The sequence below is a fragment of the Noviherbaspirillum aerium genome, assembly GCF_008929045.1.
GTDB lineage: Bacteria > Pseudomonadota > Gammaproteobacteria > Burkholderiales > Burkholderiaceae_D > Noviherbaspirillum > Noviherbaspirillum aerium.
Map to the genome: position 1 here is coordinate 139,746 of NZ_VFAH01000012.1, position 17,730 is coordinate 157,475.

The 17,730-nt window shown below is 53.9% G+C and carries 11 protein-coding genes and 1 pseudogene; 8 read left to right on the plus strand and 4 right to left on the minus strand.

The genetic code is table 11. The annotated features are described in order from the left end of the window. Positions 1-746: 746 nt before the first annotated feature. Positions 747-1,385: a hypothetical protein gene (locus tag FH061_RS17830; RefSeq protein WP_151637186.1), complete on the plus strand. Its 639-nt coding sequence runs from the start codon at positions 747-749 to the stop codon at positions 1,383-1,385. Positions 1,386-1,597: 212 nt separating this feature from the next. After that, entirely contained in the window at positions 1,598-2,479 is an 882-nt protein-coding gene (locus FH061_RS17835; RefSeq protein ID WP_151637187.1) for a hypothetical protein, read from the plus strand. Positions 2,480-2,820: 341 nt separating this feature from the next. On the opposite strand, the gene lspA is transcribed toward FH061_RS17835, so the two are convergent. Then, the gene (lspA, locus tag FH061_RS17840; RefSeq protein WP_151637188.1) at positions 2,821-3,339 is read right to left on the minus strand and encodes a signal peptidase II; all 519 of its coding nucleotides are present in this window, start codon (positions 3,337-3,339) and stop codon (positions 2,821-2,823) included. A gap of 433 nt (positions 3,340-3,772) precedes the next feature. On the opposite strand from lspA, the gene FH061_RS17845 reads away from it, so the two are divergent. Beyond that, positions 3,773-4,123 (plus strand): DUF1488 family protein, encoded by a 351-nt coding sequence (locus FH061_RS17845; RefSeq protein ID WP_151637189.1) that lies wholly within the window; start codon positions 3,773-3,775, stop codon positions 4,121-4,123. 431 nt (positions 4,124-4,554) lie between these two features. Here FH061_RS17845 and FH061_RS17850 read toward each other — a convergent pair whose 3' ends face one another. After that, positions 4,555-4,830, minus strand: coding sequence for a DUF4242 domain-containing protein (locus FH061_RS17850; protein ID WP_151637190.1), 276 nt, complete (start codon positions 4,828-4,830; stop codon positions 4,555-4,557). Positions 4,831-5,172: 342 nt separating this feature from the next. Between FH061_RS17850 and FH061_RS17855 the strand changes: the two genes are divergently transcribed. Continuing rightward, entirely contained in the window at positions 5,173-8,685 is a 3,513-nt protein-coding gene (locus tag FH061_RS17855; RefSeq protein ID WP_192805121.1) for a PAS domain S-box protein, read from the plus strand. A gap of 523 nt (positions 8,686-9,208) precedes the next feature. Beyond that, a complete protein-coding gene (locus FH061_RS17860; RefSeq protein ID WP_151637192.1) occupies positions 9,209-9,727 on the plus strand; it encodes a GNAT family N-acetyltransferase in 519 nt (172 codons plus the stop codon). 718 nt (positions 9,728-10,445) lie between these two features. On the opposite strand, the gene FH061_RS17865 is transcribed toward FH061_RS17860, so the two are convergent. Then, positions 10,446-10,922, minus strand: coding sequence for a tetratricopeptide repeat protein (locus FH061_RS17865; protein ID WP_151637193.1), 477 nt, complete (start codon positions 10,920-10,922; stop codon positions 10,446-10,448). A gap of 210 nt (positions 10,923-11,132) precedes the next feature. Here FH061_RS17865 and FH061_RS17870 point away from each other — a divergent pair, with 210 nt between their 5' ends. Next, on the plus strand, positions 11,133-11,576 hold the full coding sequence (locus FH061_RS17870) for a pilin (RefSeq protein ID WP_318841027.1): 444 nt from the start codon (positions 11,133-11,135) through the stop codon (positions 11,574-11,576). Between the two features lie 168 nt (positions 11,577-11,744). On the opposite strand, the pseudogene FH061_RS31045 reads toward FH061_RS17870, so the two are convergent. After that, positions 11,745-12,718, minus strand: a pseudogene (locus FH061_RS31045) (transposase); the annotation flags it as partial. 309 nt (positions 12,719-13,027) lie between these two features. Between FH061_RS31045 and FH061_RS17880 the strand changes: the two are divergent. After that, on the plus strand, positions 13,028-16,468 hold the full coding sequence (locus tag FH061_RS17880) for an NEL-type E3 ubiquitin ligase domain-containing protein (RefSeq protein WP_151637195.1): 3,441 nt from the start codon (positions 13,028-13,030) through the stop codon (positions 16,466-16,468). A 242-nt stretch (positions 16,469-16,710) separates the two neighbouring features. Continuing rightward, the gene (locus tag FH061_RS17885; protein WP_151637196.1) at positions 16,711-17,718 is read left to right on the plus strand and encodes a sulfate ABC transporter substrate-binding protein; all 1,008 of its coding nucleotides are present in this window, start codon (positions 16,711-16,713) and stop codon (positions 17,716-17,718) included. Positions 17,719-17,730 lie beyond the last annotated feature (12 nt).

The following is a 17,730-nucleotide window of genomic DNA, read 5'->3' on the forward strand; positions in this document are numbered from 1 at the left end:
CAGTCAACATTTTTGCCCGTGGAGTTACAGCTTTGGACCGCCGCAGTAAATCATGAGTCTCGGTAGATGAAGTTCGTTGACTTGCGTACCCTCATATCGCCCCGCTTCTCTTGGTTTTTCATTACATTTACCTACTCTTGAAACATCGGTTTTGCCAATAGGTCCAATGTGCTTGGCTACTCTGGACCCAGAGTACAAAAGTTCTGCGGGGCTAGAACGTTTTCGCCCTGACCGGCCTGGGCTGTGTTTGGTAAGCTGCTGCGCGATCCGGATTGGCGCTTGCGGTGCTCGGTGTACCCTGCGTGCGCGCGCTCCTCGGCGCCAATCCGAACCGCTCGCAACGCTTAGCAAACACAGCCTAGTCGAGGCCGAGGCAAATTGCTGCTGGAACAAGGCGTGATGACGCGACATGGCCAAGCCATGGCAAGGAGTCACAACGCAGTGCCAGCGGCAAGCTGTCCGGGATCGACAGGCAGGTCAGGGTGAAACTGCTCTAATCATGAGCTGTGGAAGTTGTAGCCTCATGCAGGTGACATCGCATTGTGTTCAAACACATCATGTAGAGAGACGTAAAGAGCTGCCAGACTTATTCCCGCTGTCTCCAAACCCGATCCAACTTGGAAGCGAATTTTGTCGCTTCCGAGACCACGCAACAGATGTTGCTGGGAAGTTCCCCGGGTAGCCGTGTGTCTAAGATTGCCGCCGCTTTACAGTGATGGATTGAACGCTCATAGAAGCGGATAAGTATGCGCAAGCAAGCTTTGTTTCTTGCTCTGCTGGTCGCCTTGGCGGTTTTCCAGGAGAGCACATCTGCGCCGGCCCACATGATGCCCATGTTCGGAGATCAGGCGAAGCGTACGTCTTCCAATGATGAAAAATCCCTCGTGGCGTCCTATGAGAAACGCGGGTTAACCAGACAGGAGGGAGCACGTGAGCTTGTGATTATGGCGTGGAATGCCTTGGAGAAGAAAGACTATACGAATGCGATCTCCCAGTTGAACCAGGCGTGGCTTCTCGATCCGGCGAATGCCGATACCTACCATGGATTTGCGCTCGTCATGGAACGGCGGGATAAGGACATGAAGAGTGCGGAGGCACTGTACCGCCAAGCACTCTCGAAAGAAGACGTCGCTCCCGAGACCTACGTTGATTATGGCCGGTTCCTATTGTTTCAGGGGCGCGCTGATGAGAGTCTTGAGTTTCTCTACATGGCCTTGGACCGGTCGCCCAAGGCTCGTGATGCACGAGCCTACATATCGCAAGCCCATAGTCGCCAAGGGAACTTCGTCAAGGCATGCCGTTGGGCCAGGAGCGCGCAGCAAAATGGCGACAGTCTGCCCAAGGGTTTCCAGGACCAAGTCTGCACCCGCGCAGACATTGGTTGATGTGTATCGTCTTGCGGTTTTGTTGTGCGAAACAGTTGTCCCGAAATTTGACGGAAATCCAAGATCATGTCGTCCAGCCTAGCTCGATGGCCGCTTCACGTCTTATCTTCGGCATGCAGTTTGCAATATGTCGCACGTCATGCCCCATCTGTTTCGCAGGTGGATGACGTCAATTTAAAAATGAGACGAGGACGGAGATGAGACAAAAGGTAATGCAATTTTCGAAGAAGATAGGACTGGTGTGCGCTGGCGCTCTTCTGAGCACCGCAGTCTGGGCTCAGACAAACTTTACGATGACGTATAACGGTGCCAGCCCTTCCGGCGGCGAGTGCTCGAGCACATACAACATCGTAGGCACCGAGCCGACAACACCAGGCAAGCATCCGGTCTTTGTATATATGGTAGGAACCTGGGAAAATTTTACCAACGCTTCGGCTCTTGAAGCGGTTAAGAGGATGGCAGCGAAGGGCTATGTCGCAGCCACTGTCGAGTACGGTAACTCGGCTTTCGGCAGCTGTGATGTCATCGGCTCAAAATCGAAATGCATCTTTGATCCCAACAACGCAGCAAGTGCAATTACCCAGATCTGCTCTCGCAAGGGGGCTGATTGCCGCAAGGGCCTTGTGGTCGGCGGCTTCAGTCAAGGCTCCATTATGGCTGTCCTGGCAAAGAACTATGACGCACGAGTGCAGGCCGCATATGGGCTTGGCACCGGTGTGCAATATGCCTCGACGGATTTACGGCAGTGTATGTCGAACGGCAATCACGTACTGCCCGCTGACCGTCTTCGCATCGTCAATGGAGAAGCTGATGAATTCATGGGTGGAAATCAACTGACTGTCCGCAGCCAGATGCAGGAAGTGACCGGACTGAATTGCGGCCTCACAGCAAATGGTTGCGTCAACCCGAACGGTAGCGGCTGGCACATGGTCCAGCAGATACGCATGACCAGTGGATTGGCAGACCACTGCTACATGCGTGCGGCTGGCTGCGGAAGTAGCGAGGATACGCTGCAACCTGCGTGGCAGTCTGGAAACGATGTGTGGCAGCTCGAAGACAATCTACGATGGCTGACCAACTTCACCGCAAAATAATCCAGCACGCCTGCCCTTATGGATCAATGACTGCTGTGCCGCCAAGGTCTGAATGAAGCAAGCTTGAAGGAGGTTGGACTGTTAGTCATGATGAAGGCCTGGGCATAGGAAGTCCGACGCGCTGCAAAGTGGGTCGGACTTCTTCCTCCGGCAGAAAGAATGGCAGAGCGCCGGCAAGCAGGCTGTGGTTGACATGCGTCGCAAGCGGTCTGGCATTGCATCGACGAGCGGGAGTACACGCGTACGGACATTGCGCGGCGGGCCGCAGGTGCGGACCGGGACAGAGCAGGCCCTGGCAAATACCGCCTGAATCTTAATATTCAAATGGCCCTAAGAACCTGCTATCTGGCTCGGTTCTGTACGGCGGACTGTTTGTTCCCGGGGGGATTTGGCACTTGAGCGGAGGCCAAGGTAATTGCCCCGGCCACGATAGCGCAGTCTGCAAGGTTGAAGACAGGCCAATGCCAGCCAGCCCAATGTAGATTTATCCAGTCGATCACTGCCCCTCCGACGATACGGTCGTATAGATTGCCTGCGGCACCGCCTACAATGAGGGCGAATGAGAAACGCAGAGTCTTCGTCAATGAATCATTGAAAAGGATTTCCGTGCTGAGCCAGGTAATGATGGCAAAGGCAAGAGCGGAAAAGAAATAACGCTGCCATCCTCCTGCATCGCTAAGAAAGCTGAATGCGGCGCCTGGGTTAAGCCAATGTCCCACGTTGAAGAAGGATGTTATCGGGATCGATTCGCGCAATGCGAAATTTTGGAAGATGGCTTCCTTGGTCGCAATATCAATAGTAAAGACAATAAACGCCACGGCGACTGCGAGTTTACGGGCAGCTTGGTTGGATGGTGTCATAGGCTTTCTTGGAGGAGGAATTCAGCTTGACCGAAGCAGTACTCGCTCTCGCGACGTAATTAGCACGTTGAAGCGTGCCAGAAACGTAAATTAACGCCGGGTACCGCAAGTTATTTTGCCACATGCAGTTGTTCGCCTGCCTCAATTTTCCGCAACGGGAAATACCTCATGTTTTTATCGACTTGTGCTAATTTCCACTGTTTTCAACAGGGTCGAGGATTGAGCACAGGAAAAATGGAAAACCTGAATACTTCTTCAACGAGTGATTCGAATTCATCAGTCTTGTAAGCAAAGGGCAAGAGCGTGTTGCCCTGGGTAATTTTGTATCCTCTTGTTGCACTTCATATATACATACTGTAGATGGTCTAGGATGAGAGTAGACTGAAAGAGTTCGATCTGGCTCCGGTCCACCTGTAACAGCAAGGAGAAACGCATGGATAACACCACCCCCTCGCGTCCGGCTGAAGACAGCGTTATTTTCACAATCAACATCGATGCGAAAGACAGAGAATGCACAATTTCGCGTGAGGCTCTCAATACACTTTCAGAACTGAAAAACATCGACAGTTCGGATGCCGACACCCTTGAGCTCTTCAAGGCATTCGAGACTTTCATCCGTCCTGTGGCGCAATCGCTCTTCGGAGGCAAAGCTTTGCATGCGCCGCTGCAGTTGACTCCAGAGAACATGAATGCTGCTTACCGCAGCAAGATAGGGTTTCAATCGGCAATGCCCGCAACTGCATCGATATCTCGAGCGGAGAACAAAAAAGGCATGCGTGGGTGATACGTGTTTTCCCCAATAGAGCGTCGAAAAAACTTGGGGCAAAGTGATCCAGCGGTTCAAAAAAATCCATTTCCAGAGAGAGGTGGAGGAGACAGACAAAAGCCCACATCTTTATCAGGTGTGGGCTTTTTACTATGCCCTTTCCAGTTCAGCCTGGCTTGCGCTCGACAAGCGTCGTGAGCGGTTCGGTTTTGCGTAGAGACGCCCGTCAGCAGAAATACACGGGCACGGGCTGGCCGAGGCAGACTGCTTGCTGGAACAAGGCGTGGCGACGCGACATGGCCAAGCCATGGCAAGGAATCACAAGCAAGCAGGCAAAAAGGCCCGTACCGACATGGGTACGGGCAATTTCCTCCGTGCGGAGGAGAGGAGACAAGCTTGGCAGAGTCGCTCGAATGTCTATGGTTCCCTGCTGCAGGGATAAACCGTTTTTAGACTTGAGCAGTAGTGGGGTCGATGACCCTGCGAACTGCAGCAACGGAGTTGATCGGGAATCCGCCTTGCTCCGCGTGCCGCCGAATCAATTCTTCATTTGGGGCAATGTATACGCAATAAATCTTGTTATCGGTGACAAAGCTTTCTTGCCACTGAATCCCGGGGCCGAGGTGGCTTAGCACTTCACAAGATTTGGCCGAAATACTCTGCAGTTCCTGCTCGGTAAGTTTTCCCGCATTGGGCAATTCACGTTCGATGAGAAACTTGGGCATGATCGTCTCCTTGGAACTGTCGCTCTTGCGCGAGTGGTCGGCGTAGTAAACATCAAATCACCTTGGCGCTCCGCCGGTTTGTGGAACCTCAAGCGGTTCAAACTCTGTATGCAAGATGACAGAAGACAGCGGCAGTCCTGTTGAAACCGGAATTTGTACCGCTATCTGTACGAAACTCCTTGGTTTCGAGTGGCATGAAGAAAGTTGCAAATACGTCTATAGAAAGCTGCTGCATAAGCGGTTATTCTTATTTCTTTATTGCAACTATATTGATGTCCCGGTAGCTTTTGCTGCCGATATCAACGCGCATCCATGCCATCAAGTCCTTCATATGAGCAATCAATGTTGCGCCGCCTTGCCGATTCCGCATCGCTGATAGTCTGGATGACAGACCACAATGATGACTGCATCTTTTTGAATACCGATTCGGGATTTCCTGTCGACGGCAAAGTCAACCTCAGTGTGGCGGATTGGGCGGTCTTCATGCATCCAGATGATCTTGCCGGCCTTCGTCCCCACTATGGCAAGGCAAAGAAGGAGCGAAGGAGTTATCAATTCGAATACCGGATCATCCGCAGCGATAATTCCATTCGATGGATGATGGGCTCCGCCGTTCCAAGGAATTCGGATTCCGGCGCTTTCCTGGGATACGTAGGAACGATTGTCGAAGTCACGAAACAGCATGAGACCCTGGAAAAGTTAGCCAAGAGCGAAGCCTCGCACCGCCTGCTTACCGAGAATAGCTCCGACCTGATCAGCCATCATGAAGCGAATACAGGCTTGTTTCGATATGCGTCCCCTTCAATCACGCGTCTACTGGGATACGAGCCTGCCGAACTTGAGAAGATGAGCGTGTACGCACTGATGTCAGTCGAGGATGCGCAGGTCATCCAGAAAGAAGTGCGCAAGCAGATCGAGTATTGCAGTCCAAGCGAACTCATCGAATTCCGTATTCGGGCAAAGAGCGGGCAGTACTATTGGCTCGGCACGAAACTCAGGGTTATCAAGTCTTTGCTGACTGGCGAAAATACCGGAGTCGTGGCTGTCTCGCGCGATGTCACTATCGAGCGAGAAGCCCGGGAAAAACTTCGTAAAAGCGAGGAACGGTTTCGCAGTCTTACTGAAATGTCGTCGGACTGGTACTGGGAGACTGATTCGGAAGGTCGCTTCACTTCAATTTCGGTCGCTATCGAACAGTTGTACGGTCTTCCAGCAAGCTCTCTCATCGGGCAGACACGGTTTGACCGGTCGGTTTACCAGGACGATCCGGGAATCCGCGAATATGTCGAAAAGACTAACGCCCGTGAACCGTTCAAGGATATAACCTATACGGCTCGCGCGGAGAAGTTATCCGACATCTGTCATGTCAGGATAACGGGGCAGCCGGTATTTCAAGATGGTGTGTTCCAGGGCTACCGCGGTACTGGACGGGATGTGACCGCCGAGATTGAGGCCAACACCAGACTTGGTCAGCTGGCCGCTGCGAATACCGCGCTTATCGAAAACTCTCTGGACCTGATGGTGATGATTGCGTGGGACGGACGCATTCTTCGCATCAACAATGCCGTTGAAAAGGTGCTCGGCTATACGGCGGAAGAGATAACGGGCCGTCGGTATCAGGAATTTCTGGCACCCGGCGAACATGAACGTACCCAAAACATCGAGAAGCAACTGCTGGATGGCACACCTATCTTGAACTTTGAAAATTGCTGGGTGCGCAAGGATGGCAGCATCGTTTACTTTTCCTGGGCCGGGCAGTGGTCAACCGCCCAGAACATCCTCTATGTCACCGCACGGGATGTGACAGAAATGGTCATCGCAAGAAACGAGGCTGCCAAATCAAGGCACACCTTGCTTACCATGCTTGACAGCATAGGCGACGCCTTCTATGCATTGAGCCACGATTGGCGGATTAGCTACGTGAATGAAAAGACCGCGAGGTTCGTCGGCATCGAATCTGGCGACATGCTTGGCAAATTGATTTGGGAAGCAATTCCCGAAGTACTGAATTCGCCGATATTGGTCCATTACCGGAATGCGATGGAGACAGGGCTTCCCGCTTTCTTCGAAGAGTTTTGGGCTCCTGCGAAAGCGTGGGTCGAAGTTCGTGCGTTCCCGAGTGAAGACGGCCTTTCGGTATACTTCCATGATGTGACGTCTCGGCGCTTGAGCGAGGAAACGATCCGTGAAAGTGAACAGCGCTTGCGGGACGTTATTGAAATGACGCCAGCGGGATACCTCTTAACCGATTCTGCCGCCAATATTCTCGATGTGAATCCTTCACTTTGCGAAATCGCGGGTTACTCGGAAGACGAATTAATCGGCAAGAACATGTCCTTGCTCATGACGGCCTGTCCATTTGGCGGCGCAGTGCTGAAAAAGAATGGCGTCAATGCGGTCCATGCAAAGGAGGCTGTTCTCAAGCGTAAAGACGGAACGGATGCTCATATTCTTGTCAATGCCAATATCAAGCGCGATGTTGATGGTAACGCGCTCACCCTGACTTCATTTATCACTGATATCTCGATTCGCAAGCAGGCCGAAAGCCGGTTGGAGCAATTGGCAACCCACGACACCCTGACAGGATTGCCGAATAGGGTGTTACTGAATGAACGACTTCAGCAATGCTTGGAGACTGACGGCCAGCAAGAGCCTATTGCGGTAATGTTTATCGATCTCGACCGCTTCAAGGAAATCAATGACTCGCTGGGGCACGCTCCCGGGGATGAGTTGCTGTGTGAAGTGGCGAGGAGGTTGGAAAGCAGGATCCGGCCTACCGATATAGTCGCGCGGCTTGGCGGCGACGAGTTTGTCATCGTAGCCCGGTGCTCCAAAGGGCCGCACTCCGCCACTCGCATTGCGGAAAACATCTTTGCGGCCCTTAAAGAACCAATTGAAATTTGCAAGCAGGAGGTCTTCGTCCGTGCATCGATTGGCATTGCCATGTACCCGCAGGACGGCGCCACGAAAGAAGTGCTGTTTCGAAACGCTGACGCGGCAATGTATAGTGCAAAGGCAAATGGCCGTAACCGATATCGCTTTTTCGAGCCGGAGATGAGCGAACAAGCCCGTGTGCGAATGACGCTGGAAAGCTCGCTGCATCGAGCCCTCGAACGAAACGAGTTCGCGTTGCTATACCAGCCTCGGATAAATTTGAAGACAATGAAGATATCCGGAATGGAGGCCCTCATTCGCTGGAATCATCCGCAGCTCGGGCAAATTTCGCCGCTCGACTTCATTCCGATGGCTGAAGAGCGAGGATTTATCGAAGCCATTGGTCAATGGGTTCTGGAGACAGCCTGTCAGGAAAGCAGCCAACTGATGAAAAAGCTCGACTGCCCGTTACGGGTCTCCGTCAACTTGTCAGCGCGCCAGGTCACGACGCGTGCGTTGGTTGAGCATGTGGCTCGCGCCTTGGAAAAGGCGGATTTGTCAGCGTCCCTGCTTGAACTTGAGCTGACCGAAACCGCACTGATTGAAAACATGGAGGTTTCAATTGATGTATTCAATGAGTTGAAAAAGCTCGGAGTGTCGTTAGCCGTCGATGACTTTGGAACCGGATACTCAGGTCTTGCCTACCTGGGGCGATTTCCCTTGAATACCCTGAAGCTGGATAGATCATTTGTGCAGCCGGCGACGTATGGAAACAATAGCGAGCGAGTGGTGAAGGCATTTATTCAAATGGCCCATTCCCTGGATCTATCGGTAGTGGCCGAGGGTATTGAAACAGAAGGCCTGTCAGACGCGCTTCGAGCGATGCATTGCGATGAAGGGCAGGGATATCTGTACTCTCGGCCAATCACGCTACAAGAGCTGGAACTCTTGATTCCGAAGATTTGCGAATGCAGCGAATAAAGGTGGATTCTGATTGCAAGCTAGAGCGTTTTCGCCCTGACCGGTCTGGTCGGGGCCGAGGCAAAGTGCCGCTGGAAGACGGCATGACGATGCGACATGGCCAGGCCATGGCAAGGAGTTACAACGCAGTGTCAATGCCAATCCGTCCGGGACCGGCAGGAAGGTCAGGGTGAAAACGCGCTAATGAGCATGACGCCTCACGGGTTCGCGCAAACTGTCCGGTATGGAGCGGTTGAACGCGTTGCAAGGAAGTTTCCGGTACCGGACTGATCAGGTCGCGATGGCTGAATCGGTATCGCGGTTCGGTGGATGACGGATCATGGCGATCAACCTGTAAGGCAGCTTGGCTATTGATCCGCGACATTGCCTGCCGGCCCAAGTTCGCATAGTATGCGGCCTTGCCGGATGGGGAGCGAATGCCATTGCGACAATCGTACCCATACAACACGTAGCTGTTTTGCCGGTGACAGGGACGGCCAAAAGGCACTATAGTTTTGACGAGTGACGGTGAGTGGCAACAGAGATGACGATAACGATCAGAACAGCGGTGCCCGATGATGCAAAGGATGCATGCGAAGTGCTTCGGCGCTCGATCTCGGAATGTTGCGAAGATGATCATCAGCGTGATGCCGCCGTGCTCGCCGCCTGGCTGGGCAACAAGACTCCCGACAACGTCCGGTGCTGGTTCGGGGCACCTGCCAATCACTCCATCGTCGCTGTCGCCGATGGCATGACGGCCGGCGTGGCGGTCATGACAAGGCAGGGAAGGATCGTGCTCTTCTATGTCAGTCCGGAGATGCGCTTCCTCGGCGTTGGCAAGGCAATGCTGCAGGCGCTCGAATCCCAGGCCAGGAACTCGGGCCTGGCGAGCCTGCAGGTCAACAGTACTCTGACCGCGCGCTGCTTCTATGCGCGCAACGGCTACATCGAGGGAGCTACCGCCAAGACTTCCTATGGCGCGGAAGGCATTCTGTTCTCCAAGCGGCTTGTGGCCAGCTATCCGCAAAAGCCCGCGTGCCGTTGCAGCCTCGCCAGCGGCTGAGATCGCGCAAGCCGCTTCCTGAAAAATTCCAATGCGGTCCCGCGCGATGCGCGCGGCCTGCACTGGTATTTAAAGCGCATTGAAGGCGAATGTTCGGTCCGCTCGATCTGCGTTGAGGGCTCAGGTGTGTTGTTCGACGCTGGTGTGGTGCGCCACATGGCGTTCCTCCGCCCTTGCCGTCCACCCCAAGGCAACCCGATTCTTCCATCCACTTGCATGCAATCCGCTCCAGTATGCAAATAGTCGATCCGGTTCGCTGATGCAATCCCTGCAGCATCCGGAGCAGCATGCATCATCCATACGCTCAGGGCATCGGCGTAGGGGCGACGTGAGTAGCTTCGATCTTGACCAAATCCTGGCGTTTAGCGCCAGGGAATGTATATCTCCGCCGTATCGACCAGGTTGACCGCGCAATCGATGGTCAGGGCCAGCTGCGAATGCGCATCGACCTCGCTGTTCTGCTCGCCCCAGTTCATGGTGCAGGCGTAGTCTGCTGACCTTGATGCCGAAACTGCCAAGTCGACGATACTGCCTTCCGGATGTTCCATTCCGTCATGAGAGGGAAGGTGCCGGTGACGGCACACCGGTGTGGCCGCAGGTGCTGGCATTCTTGACAGGAGAGCAGAGCGAAGGTGCGCGGCTGATGGAACGAAGGTGTTCGTCTATGGATATGCCAGGACGCGGGCAACGGATCTATCCGCAAAATAGTATGGAGCCCTTAATGGTGACGTACGAAGCACTCCCGCATCGCCTGCACCTGTTGCTGCGAAATCCGATGGCCGCGTGCCGCCGACCTCGCCAGCCACATCAATCCGAGATTCTCGTCCTGCGTGACGCCGTTGCCTTCCAGATAACACCGGGCCAGCCAATGCATCGCCTCCGGGCACTCCTGCTTGGCGGCCAGCTCCAGCCAGTAGAGCGCGCCCTGCGGCTTTTGATGTGAGAGCAAGAGGAGGGCAAGGTCGTTCTGGGCGCTGGCGTTGCCGGCATCCGCTTCCCTGACGAGGTGAATTTCATCGCTTGCCAATGGCACAACCAGCTGCGACCGGATCGCTTCGAACGGGATCATGGTTTTATAGGATGAGCCGCCTTCATCCGCCACGCGCGGAAGGCTGCCATCGGCGATGCGCCGGCGCAGCGTCCGCTCGCTTTGGTCTGTTAATGCAATCACTGCGTTAAGGCTGATAGCGAACATCTAATATCCTGGTGAGTTTGGCAGGGAGCAGTTCATGCCATGCAAGTTGGCAGACTTTTTTGACCGGCAAAATCGGCAGATGGCAGCATCAAAACACAGGCATTGTGAAAAATCAAAGAAATTTCTCAAATTTCATTACTGGCACGCAAGATGCTAATAGGTAATCAGCGCGGTAAAGACCGCCAAATTGATCAACCAAGGGAGAATCTCATGAAACTGCAACAGTTCAAACCGGCACAGATGAAGGCAAACGTACAGAAGGGTTTCACCCTGATCGAATTGATGATCGTTGTGGCGATCATTGGTATTTTGGCGGCCGTGGCGTTGCCGGCTTATCAGGACTATACAATTCGAAGCCGGGTAACAGAAGGTCTGACAATGGCCTCTTCAATCAAAAACCTTGTTGCTGAAAACTATCAGACTGATCCGGCTACAACTGCTCTGTGTGCTGGCTTCACAGCCCCGGCGGCCACTACAAATCTTGCTTCTGCTGCCTGCGCTACTGGTACCGGAATCGTGACAGTTACGATGACAGCAACAGCTGGAGGTGCTGTCATTACTATGACTCCTACAATGCCAACTACTGCAGGCCAACAAATTTCTTGGGCATGTACTGGTACACCGGTAAAGTATATGCCTGCTAGCTGCCGATAATTAGCTTAATAAGGTGTCCCAAAAGCCCCGTTTTCGGGGCTTTTGCTTTTTAATTGAGCTAGAGCGATTTCGCCTTGACCGGCCTAGTCGAGGTTGAGGCAGATTGCTACTGGAACAAGGAGTCACAACGCAGTGCCGGCACCAATCTGTCCAGGATCGGCAGGCAGGACTGACCTTGTCCTGAGTGAGCTTCTCCACGGCCTTCGGGTAATTCGCGCCATAGGTACTGACGAACTGCCCGAATGCAGATGGCATCGGCCTAGGTTTCAGCCATAAAGATCCGCGGCAATCGAGCCTTGGCTTTGGACTGCAATGTCGCCGGCAGCGCATTCAACACGTCGCCCAGCTTGGGGAATCAACAACGCTGGGCCGTCATTAATGGAAACACCTCTTCTTGCGCCGCCCAGAAGCCCATCGCACCATCACCGATCGCCAGTCGTGGACTGCTCTGTCAGCCACTGCCTTTAGGTCCCGCAGCGCCTCGGTCCGGGATATCTTTGATTCTTGCAATCCGTCAGCAATGACCACCTGTTCCTTCTTCCTGTCCGGCGTGACACCGATATTCACTAACAGGCTCTGGCCGTCATGGCCTTTACTCCTGGCCCCGGTATGGATGCCATCAACCCGCCATCAGACCCAGCGGCAAGCCGACAGGTCGCGCTTGTTCCATTGTTTCCATTCGTCGGCCCATTGGACCTTCAGCCGTGCACGACATTCGCCGACAAGCCTTTGCCATCCCCGCTCAGCAGCACCGACAGGGCATCGCCCATGTGGACGGTTAAGATACCTTTCAGGTACAGCCAGAACAGAGCTGCTGACACACGGGGCGGCTTCCTGACATAAGGCGGTATCACTGACGACTTGAAATTCACACCGGTGCTGGCACGGTCGCGCATCTTGGCTACCTTGACCGTTACCGGTTCGGCGGCAGAGACGATATCGTGTTCGGGCAGGTAGCCATTGCGCACCAACGCTTGCCGGCCACTGAGCGTCTTCACGTTCGCATACTGTGCCAATAGTTCGGCCTGTTCCGCCTCGATCGCCTGCTGAATCACTCGCCGGGCGCCGCGGAGCAAAAGTTCGTACAGACCCAGGCCGATTTCCGGTAGACCGTTTTGCGACTCTTGCTTATCCTTCTGCAAGGTGGAGCTTCCTCTGTTGGGTGGCTTTGATCTCGACAATCAAATTTTCCAACAAAATTTCCACCGCCTTCCTCCCCACCTTTAGAGCTCACCCGGCACACCAGATCTGACTATAGCTCTCACCTCGCCACTTGCCATCACAAGACTGTTCGCAGCTTCGTCGAGGCAGATTATCTGCCCGCTACAGTTACCAGATTCACCTGATGACACTCCCCCTGAATACCACCATCACGCTGCCACAAAAAGAAATGGAACTTTGACACGCTTCGCGCCACACAGGCTGCACGTTTAACTCATCAATTGCAACACATGGTCGATATTGTTCGTCTTGGGTCTGTATTCCGCTCTCCGCAACATGAAGTGGAGCCCAATCAGTCCACCGCTGCTACGCCTCCGCCGCCAAATGCGGCTACTGATAGCAGGGAAATACCGGCTGCAGCCGCCGGCACAAATGCAGCAAAATCACGCTTCGCCTTTTCGCGGAAATTCCGAATGGATGAATTTTCGTTGAGTCACAGGAATCATCGGCATGCGAGTGCGTTAGGTCACGGCAACATCCTTAACCTTGATAAAAGAATTGCAGGCGCGCGGAATACGGAAAGCGCACAGAGGACGGTAACAGTGCTGCTCAATGAGCTGCTGGACAGTTCATTTTTCGCGCCACGGATATCCTTGCCTGATGCTTCCCTCGAAATGGCTCTGGCGAAATTTTGTCGTTGCCCGATAAATGCAAGCAAGACTCAGCGTAAACAGTTAAGCAACGCATTTGCCAATGACTGCATTGATCTGATCCCTCCCGAGGTGCGCCCTAGTGCTAACTCCACCACATCGATTCGAAAAAAAATTTTGCGCCAAGCAGTTTCATTTCTAAGTACCAACCGTCTAGGCCGACTCGAATTCGTACGCAATATAAAGACACAGTTGCCTGAATTCGAAAATGCATACAAGAGTACGCGGTGTTCTACGCAGAAGATGGCTCTGGAAACCTTTATCAAGGCATTTCCATTAACGGTGACAAAGACTGGGCGCGACCACATCGAACTTCTAAAAAGACTGGTCTTGCTGCTGCCGCATCTTGAACATCATGATATTGTCGAGCGAAACGCTCAGCGCCGTGGCGTCCTGACGCTTGAAAAGGCGCTTAAGCATCTTCCTCCTGACGGAGCGGCTGAAATAACAGCCCACCTGATGGACTATATTACCTTCCTCAGTACTCAATACGCAAAGCGTTCAATGAGGCATATGCTTCTTCCCAAGGAAGTGAAGGTCCCGATTACTATAAGTGCATCTGCGGGGGCAGGCACGACAGGCATGCTGGCTTTGGCTGCTGGTGCTGGTTTTGCGGCAACAGGTCCGTTCATAGCAATTCCGGTGACACTGACCCTCGCTTACCTCAGTTGGGTCAGCTGGATGGATATTGATAAGCAGGTTCAGGGCACGGCGCTATATATGCTGAAACGCCAACTGCTCAATTTACGAGAGAACTGGGGCGATGTAAGCGAGCTTAATAAAGAAAATCTCACTAGCTCGTATAGAGCGCTGCGAAGCAACATGTCCGGATTGCAGGAAACCAGACAATATACGCGCGACCGATTCTTTACTGACCGTAACATCGATCCGGCGACATTCAACAAGGTCGATGACCGATCGAACAGGTTTGGGCGCCTGTCAATGCAACTGCATGATCGACTTGTCGCGCCAGTCGGGTTAAGACTGCGTAGAACCTCACCTACGACGGCAAGTGAAGTTAGGCAGAACACACCGGCAACGGCCCCAGTAACGGCCCCAGTAACGGCCCCAGTAACGGCCCCAGTAACGGCCCCAGTAACGGCCCCAGTAACGGCACCAGTACCTGAAGGCGCAAGCCCCGCCACGCGGGAACTCATAAGCTTACTGTTCCAGTATCAAGCGCAATTCGCTGAACGAGCGCGAGGAAATGGGAAACATGAAATCATTATCGACTGGGAAAAACTTGTCGCCAAACTCGAAGCAGGCAGCGAGCGGGACGTTATTTACATATTGGCTTGTTTTAATCGGATCAAAGAATTGGCGGAATATAAACACCCCTACGCTCAACCGCGTATTCTCGAACAAGTCATGAAAATGTGCCATGCACTGATTAATTATGACGAGGAATTCCTTGCAAGGTTCGCTCAAGTCGCGCATCTTGCCCAGACGCACTGCACCAATAACGCACGCCAGATATTCCGGAACCTCTGGAATGCCGTCGTGGTTGAAATGGTCGACAGAAGGGAAGAAGGATTGGATACTCCTGCCGCGTTACTGAACCTTGCCCACCAAGAGTTCCGGAAGGAGTCGCTTTATCTTGCCATTCAGGCAGTCGTAGACTCTTCCGTCCCAAAAGGAATCGAAGTCGAATACCATTTTGCAGTGGAAATAGCACTGGGTCCCATTCTGGGACTGCAGGATGCCGTATCAGGGATGCATTTTGAAAATACGGTATCCGGCTGGCTCACCTTAAAAAATCTGAGCAGGATCGAGAGCAAGGCGCGACAACGCATCCAGAGTTCAGAGGAACTTATCACGTTCCTGTTGCAATACTCTCCCTTAACGGAAAGCATCAAGAATGATCCCGAGTATGGATACGCGGAGTTGTTAAAAGAGGAAAATAACAAGAACAAGGGATTGAGGGAAGCCTATTACAAAACCCAGAGCAAGGCCTTGCCGGATAAAGGAAATCCGGAAGATGGCGCTCTAACGGCATTTAACGAAGCTGCCATCGCCTACCAGAATGCAATGCAGGCGGCCGAAATCGAGGTGCTGACACGATGCATTCAACGGCTTCTGGCTCAACATGCGGAGATAACGAACCTCGACGCTGAACCATCAATGCCTCTCGCCTCCCTCGTCGGCTGGCCTGGTGCGAAAAAAGAGACCTCTCCGGTGCAGGATAAGACCACCTCGGATGAAGACAACGATTTCGGTAGGGCGTTACGCAAGCTGTTTGGAATGGAAGACGCGGAACAGAAAGATGAGGCGGCGCCGATCCAGCTTGACGCCGAACTGTTCAGCGCATTCCGAACCGGTATCGAGGCAGTTGCTCGCGATGACAGCATGCAGTGGAATAACATCGGCGGCACTCTCCCTAAGCTGGGGGACGAGGCAATTGCCACATCGGCGGCACCGTTCGCGGATATGACGGCGCTGAACATGCAGTACGTCGCGCCGGCGCCTACTTCTGCACGCTTGCCGATTTCACCCATTGAATTGTCGAAAATGGGCCTTAGGCTCATTGACAATCAAGGCGGCGGTGACTGTATGCTGTACGCCCTGGGAGCGAATGACGAAGCAGGTGTCCGGCAAATGCGCATGGATATTGCAGATGCTGTAGGGCGGCGGATAGACACGGATGGGCAGCAGAATTACAACGCGCATCTTATTGCATCCGCACTGTCCCAGACTCCGCAAACCGCAGGCGTCGTCGTGGAATTGATGCGTGGCAGACATTCAGTGCCCAGCAGTGTTCTAGCCCAGATGGTGCGCATCCCTGGAATCTACCTCGGTGAGGATGAATTGTCCGCGTTTAGCCAGCTTGGCGAAAATCCGCCGAGTATCGTGCTGGTCGACAGTGACGGCACGCTGGCACGTTTCCGCAATGGGATGCGGGAAGCAATTACCTATGACGAAGGGTCCAGGAGCCAGGTCTTGGCCGAGGCGATCAACAAAGCAGACATTGCGCTATACAAGACCACGAACCACTGGCAACGTATTGCCCGCCCTGGCACCTGAAAAGCTCGCGGTACAAGTCTTCACCCGTCAATTGGTATGCGTTCGCAGGCCAATTGACGACCTCGACGACACCGTCGAAAGGGACACCGCCGGATCTCATGTCCTTCGCAGCAATAGCTGCATTCACGCCGACGACTTATTCGAAAACCGCATAAACACCCGCAAAACTATTCGTTCTCATCCCATAAGCGTTTCTCTAACCTGTCGACATTGCAACCGAACCATGTCCAGGGAGACAAGAAATGCTGCTCAAGAAACTGATACCTTCCATTCTCGCACTCGCGCTCGCCGCTCCGGCGGCCTGGGCGGCGGATGTCAATATCCTCAACGTTTCCTACGATCCGACCCGGGAACTGTACCAGGACGTCAACAAGGAGTTCGCCAAGCAATGGAAGGCGAAGAGCGGTGACAATGTCACCATCAAGCAGTCCCATGGCGGTTCCGGCAAGCAGGCGCGTTCGGTGATCGATGGCCTCGACGCCGACATCGTCACGCTTGCACTGGCTTACGACATTGATGAAATCGCCGACAAGGGCCTGCTTGCCAAAGACTGGCAGAAGCGTCTCCCGCATAACAGCTCGCCGTACACATCGACCATTGTCTTCCTCGTTCGCAAGGGCAATCCCAAGGGCATCAAGGACTGGGCCGATCTTGTAAAGCCCGGCGTCTCCGTCATCACGCCGAATCCGAAGACGTCCGGCGGCGCGCGCTGGAATTACCTCGCCGCATGGGGCTATGCGCTGAAGCAGCCCAACGGCAGCGATGCGGCCGCTAGAGAATTCGTCGGCCGCCTGTTCAAGAACGTGCCGGTGCTCGATTCCGGCGCGCGCGGTGCGACCACGACCTTTGTCGAGCGCGGTATCGGCGACGTGCTGATCGCATGGGAAAACGAAGCCATCCTCGCCATCAAGGAACTCGGTCCGGACAAGTTCGAAGTCGTCGCGCCGCAGCAGAGCATTCTCGCCGAGCCGCCGGTAGCGGTCGTTGACAAGGTGGTCGACAAGCGCGGCACCCGCAAGGCGGCAGAAGCTTATCTGCAATTCCTGTACACCGACGCCGGACAGGAAATCGCGGCGCAGAATTACTATCGCCCTATCTCCGACAAGGTCGGAAAGAAGTATGAAGCACAGTTCCCCAAGGTGAAGCTGTTCACGATCGATGAGGTCTTCGGCGGCTGGGCCAAGGCGCAAAAGGCGCACTTCGCCGACGGCGGTTCCTTCGACCAGATCTACCAGCCCGGCCGCAAGTAATCAACGCCAAAC